Source organism: Candidatus Phytoplasma sp. AldY-WA1 (assembly GCF_020312115.2).
Taxonomy (GTDB): domain Bacteria; phylum Bacillota_I; class Bacilli_A; order Acholeplasmatales; family Acholeplasmataceae; genus Phytoplasma; species Phytoplasma vitis.
In genome coordinates this window covers 1-4,205 of record NZ_JAHRHX020000052.1, presented here as the reverse complement: position 1 = coordinate 4,205, position 4,205 = coordinate 1, and the positions used below count along the sequence as shown (strand labels likewise).

At 19.5% G+C, this 4,205-nt stretch carries 12 protein-coding genes; all 12 read left to right on the top strand.

Features of this window, described 5'->3' with window-relative positions; all coding sequences use genetic code 11:
• The first annotated feature begins 106 nt into the window (after window positions 1-106).
• The 12 genes from KTO59_RS03630 to KTO59_RS03575 all read left to right on the top strand — a co-directional run bounded on the left by KTO59_RS03630 (window position 107) and on the right by KTO59_RS03575 (window position 4,042).
• Window positions 107-373: a hypothetical protein gene (locus tag KTO59_RS03630; RefSeq protein WP_284928683.1), complete on the top strand. Its 267-nt coding sequence runs from the start codon at window positions 107-109 to the stop codon at window positions 371-373.
• A 28-nt stretch (window positions 374-401) separates the two neighbouring features.
• Window positions 402-644 carry a hypothetical protein gene (locus KTO59_RS03625; RefSeq protein ID WP_284928682.1) on the top strand — a complete coding sequence of 81 codons (243 nt, stop codon included), beginning with the start codon at window positions 402-404 and terminating at the stop codon, window positions 642-644.
• Window positions 645-684: 40 nt separating this feature from the next.
• Window positions 685-879, top strand: a complete 195-nt coding sequence (locus KTO59_RS03620; protein WP_284928681.1) for a hypothetical protein — start codon at window positions 685-687, stop codon at window positions 877-879.
• A gap of 46 nt (window positions 880-925) precedes the next feature.
• Entirely contained in the window at window positions 926-1,168 is a 243-nt protein-coding gene (locus KTO59_RS03615; protein WP_284928680.1) for a hypothetical protein, read from the top strand.
• A gap of 2 nt (window positions 1,169-1,170) precedes the next feature.
• Window positions 1,171-1,425: a hypothetical protein gene (locus KTO59_RS03610; RefSeq protein WP_284928679.1), complete on the top strand. Its 255-nt coding sequence runs from the start codon at window positions 1,171-1,173 to the stop codon at window positions 1,423-1,425.
• A gap of 21 nt (window positions 1,426-1,446) precedes the next feature.
• Window positions 1,447-1,659 carry a hypothetical protein gene (locus KTO59_RS03605; RefSeq protein WP_284928678.1) on the top strand — a complete coding sequence of 71 codons (213 nt, stop codon included), beginning with the start codon at window positions 1,447-1,449 and terminating at the stop codon, window positions 1,657-1,659.
• Window positions 1,659-2,045: a DUF2963 domain-containing protein gene (locus KTO59_RS03600; RefSeq protein WP_284928677.1), complete on the top strand. Its 387-nt coding sequence runs from the start codon at window positions 1,659-1,661 to the stop codon at window positions 2,043-2,045. Before KTO59_RS03605 ends, KTO59_RS03600 begins: the two co-directional genes overlap by 1 nt.
• Before the next feature lie 78 nt (window positions 2,046-2,123).
• Window positions 2,124-2,753: a DUF2963 domain-containing protein gene (locus KTO59_RS03595; protein ID WP_284928676.1), complete on the top strand. Its 630-nt coding sequence runs from the start codon at window positions 2,124-2,126 to the stop codon at window positions 2,751-2,753.
• A gap of 4 nt (window positions 2,754-2,757) precedes the next feature.
• Window positions 2,758-3,129 (top strand): DUF2963 domain-containing protein, encoded by a 372-nt coding sequence (locus KTO59_RS03590; RefSeq protein WP_284928675.1) that lies wholly within the window; start codon window positions 2,758-2,760, stop codon window positions 3,127-3,129.
• A gap of 30 nt (window positions 3,130-3,159) precedes the next feature.
• On the top strand, window positions 3,160-3,408 hold the full coding sequence (locus tag KTO59_RS03585; protein ID WP_284928674.1) for a hypothetical protein: 249 nt from the start codon (window positions 3,160-3,162) through the stop codon (window positions 3,406-3,408).
• Between the two features lie 62 nt (window positions 3,409-3,470).
• Window positions 3,471-3,749, top strand: coding sequence for an HU family DNA-binding protein (locus tag KTO59_RS03580; RefSeq protein WP_284928684.1), 279 nt, complete (start codon window positions 3,471-3,473; stop codon window positions 3,747-3,749).
• Between the two features lie 134 nt (window positions 3,750-3,883).
• Window positions 3,884-4,042, top strand: coding sequence for a hypothetical protein (locus tag KTO59_RS03575; protein WP_284928673.1), 159 nt, complete (start codon window positions 3,884-3,886; stop codon window positions 4,040-4,042).
• Window positions 4,043-4,205 lie beyond the last annotated feature (163 nt).

Here is a 4,205-nt window from a genome sequence, read left to right as displayed (position 1 = left end):
ACACTTTTAAATACAGGGTCAAATTCTAGATTTGGTAATAGTATTTATAAATCTAATATACCGAAAATCTTAGAGGATATTTAATTTAGAAAAGGAATTATTTAAAATGTATAACAATAGAATAGAATTACTAAAACATTTAAAAAAATTAAATTGTAATTTAACTTATGATGGTTTTACATTTAAAGAATTTAAAAAAGCTAAATTTAGTATTTATGATTTAAAAAATCACGGTTTTAAAATAAACATATTTGAAAAATGGGATGCTTTAATTGATGCTGGATATACTGTTTTAGAAATAACAGAATTTTATAGTCAAAAAAAAAGAGTAGAAGAATTAAAAGGAATATTTGGTTTAAAAGGCTATTATTAAATTTTATATTAAAAAGGAAAAAAATAAAATGATTAATTCAAGAATTTATTTTGTAAATAATATAGGTATAATTCAAGAATATAATAATAAAAATATTGAAATTAAAAGAAGTTATTTTAAAGAAAAAGGTAGAAATGTTTATGAAATTTATAAATTTTGTGAATATAACAATGAAGGATTTTTAATTAAAAAGAATATTTTAAATAATAATAAAATTATTCAAATCAACGAATATAAAAATGGTCGTTGTATTAACTCAAAATTTATTTAAAAAAAAAAAATAAATTTCATTATTAAAAGGAAAAATAAAAATGTTAGATAGATTGATTAGAATTGAAAAAAATATTGTTGAATATTATCGTGAAGATTATACTATTGAAACAAGATATGAATTTAACGATAAAGGTCAAATAATTAAAAAATTGATTATCATCCTGATAGTCAAACTGTTTATAGTATTCAAGAATTTAATGAAGAAAATAGAACATCAAAAACAACATTTTTAAAGAAGATGGGAAAACTATTATATGTATTATCATTAATATTTTTACTTTGTTTTTAATTATTTTAGAAACGAATAATCAAAAATATTTATCAAGATTACAAGAAAAATTATTTGAAATTGAATTAGAAAAACAACAATATTTTAATGAGAAATTAATAAATGAATTAAAACAAAAAGAAAATCAAATTAAACAATTACAAAAAAAGATTATTATTAGAGTTTATATTATTGAAAAAGATTCAAAAGATGATTCAAAAACAGATGATTTTATGGAGATTAAAATAGATTAAATATGAATATAGAAAGAATTAAAAATTTTTATCAAAAATATAAATTAGAAATTTTATTTAGTATATCTACTTTTATAATTACTTTATCAAATACAGAATTATTTAGTAAAGTTTGTGTATTAGTTATGATTATAGGTATTTTTGCATTTTTCTTTTTTATTATAGTTTTAATAATTAGCGGGATATATTGGTTATACGAAGAATACAAAGAAAATAAAAATAAAGAAACATTAGATAAATTAGAAACAAACGACTAATTACTATTTTAAGGTGAAATCATGAAAATAAAAAATTATAAAAAGAAAAATGATTTACATAAGATTAATAAATTCTTTCATCAAGAAATAAAAAAATTGAAAAAATCTAAAACTCGATTTTCTCATTTAAAGAAAAAACGACCAACATTGAGCTACACAATTAAGAAAAATCCTAAACGTAGCGATTTAAAACAAGAAATCAATAATTATTTAAAAAAGGAAAAATATAAATAATGTTAATTTTTAAAAAAAATATTTATGTTGAATATGCTGAATGGCAATTGAAAGGTATTCAAACTATTAATAAAATTTATGAATATAACAAAAATAGAAATTTAATTAAAGAAAAAATATATTACCAAGAAGATGGTAAAACTATTAATTACATTAACGAATATGACAATGAAGAGAAATTAATTAAAACAATAATATACCAAGAAGACGGTAAAAATATCGATAGAATTTATGAATATAACAAATATAGTGATTTAATTAAAAGAATATTTTACCAAGAAGATGGTAAAAATATTAATAGAATTTATGAATATAACAAATACGGCGATTTATTTAAAATAATATATTACAAAGAAGACAGTAAAACTATTGATTATATTATTTAAATATGATGTCATTAAGGATTTATTTATAAAAAAAATAAAAGAAATTAATAATTATTAAAAAAAGGAGAAATATAAATAATGTTAAATTTAGAAAAAAATTTTTATGCTGAAGATGGTAAAAATATTTATAGAATTTATGAAAATGAAGTTGATTTTAAAGCTAAATTTTTAGCAAAAAATGTTTATATTGAAAAAGATACTGGTAAATTTATTCATTCTATTTGTGAATTTGATAAGGATAAAAATTTACTTAATCAAGTATATTACAAACCAGAGAAATGTATTTATTACAGAGCAGATGGTAAAACTATTGAGAAAATCGTTGCACATAACAATGAAAATGAAGTTAATTTTAAAGTTAAATTTTTAGAAAAAAAAATTTATATTGAAGGTACTGATAAATTTACTTATTCTATTTGTGAATTTGATAAGGATAAAAATTTACTTAATCAATTATTTTACAAACATGAGAAATGTATTTATTACAGAGAAGATGATAAAAATATTGAGAGAATTGATGAATATAACAAAAATGGTAATGTAATTAAAAGAACATTTTATCTAGAAGATGGTAAAACTATTGAGAAAATTTATGAATTTAACAATGAAAATGAAGAATATTTAAGTAAAAAAATATTTTATCTAGAAGATGGTAAAACTATTAAGAAAATTGATGAATTCGACAATGAAGGGTATTTAATTTGGTGATTTAATGACAAAAAAATATTACTACGAAGATGGTAAAACTATTTGTGTAATTAACGAATATTACACAGAAGATGGTAAAACTATTGAGAATATCGATGAATATAAAAAAAATGCTTATGCAATTAAACAAACATATTATCGAGAAGATGGTAAAACTATTGAGAAAATTTATAAATATAAAAATGATGATCGTTTTAATGGTACTTTATTTAAAAAAATATATTTTAAAGAAGACGGCAAAACTAAGAAAATTAAAGAATATGACAATGAAGAGTATTTAATTAAACAAATATATTTTGAAGAAGACGGTAAAAATATTGATTATATTATGAAATATGATGTCATTAAGGATTTATTTATTAAAAAAATAATATGATAGTTCAAAAAATAGAAAGGAGCATTACAAATGTTAGAAATTATTTTTGAAGATAATAAAAACACTATTATACAAGAAAAGAATTTTTATTTTGAAGGCTTACTTTCAAAAAAATTTTTATATACCTATAATCAAATAACGAAAGTATTTGAGTATGAATATAACGATCAAAAAGAGTTAATACAGACGAAAGAATATGATTACACTACTTATTGTCAATTGTATAATATCGATTTTAAACAAACAAAAAAAAGAAAAAGAAAAGAAAGAAGGATTTAAACCATGTCTACAAAAAACAAAAAAAAAATAATAAAAAAGAAGCAAAATTTCGTTTTACAAAAATTGATTTAATTACACAAATAGCTAAAGTAGGAGGAACCACTATTAAAGAAGCGGAAGCTTTTTATAACATCTTTGAAAAAGTGTTAACAACAGCAATCACTAATTATTCAGAAGTAATTTTGTCAGCATTTATAGGAAGATTTATATTAAAAACTCATCCTGGCGGACAATTAACAAATTTTAAAGGAAAAAAAATTTTTTATGATGAATCTACAATTGTTGCATTTAAAATTTCAAGTTCTTTAAAAAAATTAGTTAAACAAATTAAATTAACTTAATTTAACTAAATAAAAATAATTTAACTTTTCCGTTTTATAAAAGGATATAAAGTTTTTTAAACGAAAAGAAATCTCCTTTTTGGCTTTATATTCTTTTATAAAGCGGGAAAGTTAACAAGAAAGGAAGGGAAAAAATGCCTTTTGTCAAAACAATAAATAAGTCAACAAAAAATAAGTCAACAAAAAATATTCAAAATAAGAAAAAAAAGCCTCTTCAAAAACCATCAATTAAAGCAGTAAGTAATGTTGATATTATAAAACAAATTCAAACACTTTTAAAAAAAATAAAATAAATCAAAGGAAATAAATTATTATGTGGCTTTTAACTCCTTTATTGGGTGTGTTTGTTTTTATGAAAGAATGGGTTCATGGCTTTACAGTAACGGAAATTTGTAATCGAAGAATAGATTTCATTATTACTAATATTTTAGTTACCAGTTTTTTAACAGGTTTTAA

Bases quoted from the DNA above. Each gene is read 5' to 3' on its own strand.
- KTO59_RS03575 (WP_284928673.1), top strand. From the start codon at position 3,884: ATGCCTTTTGTCAAAACAATAAATAAGTCAACAAAAAATAAGTCAACA.
- KTO59_RS03620 (WP_284928681.1), top strand. From the start codon at position 685: ATGTTAGATAGATTGATTAGAATTGAAAAAAATATTGTTGAATATTAT.
- KTO59_RS03610 (WP_284928679.1), top strand. From the start codon at position 1,171: ATGAATATAGAAAGAATTAAAAATTTTTATCAAAAATATAAATTAGAA.
- KTO59_RS03585 (WP_284928674.1), top strand. From the start codon at position 3,160: ATGTTAGAAATTATTTTTGAAGATAATAAAAACACTATTATACAAGAA.
- KTO59_RS03590 (WP_284928675.1), top strand. From the start codon at position 2,758: ATGACAAAAAAATATTACTACGAAGATGGTAAAACTATTTGTGTAATT.
- KTO59_RS03625 (WP_284928682.1), top strand. From the start codon at position 402: ATGATTAATTCAAGAATTTATTTTGTAAATAATATAGGTATAATTCAA.
- KTO59_RS03630 (WP_284928683.1), top strand. From the start codon at position 107: ATGTATAACAATAGAATAGAATTACTAAAACATTTAAAAAAATTAAAT.
- KTO59_RS03605 (WP_284928678.1), top strand. From the start codon at position 1,447: ATGAAAATAAAAAATTATAAAAAGAAAAATGATTTACATAAGATTAAT.
- KTO59_RS03600 (WP_284928677.1), top strand. From the start codon at position 1,659: ATGTTAATTTTTAAAAAAAATATTTATGTTGAATATGCTGAATGGCAA.
- KTO59_RS03595 (WP_284928676.1), top strand. From the start codon at position 2,124: ATGTTAAATTTAGAAAAAAATTTTTATGCTGAAGATGGTAAAAATATT.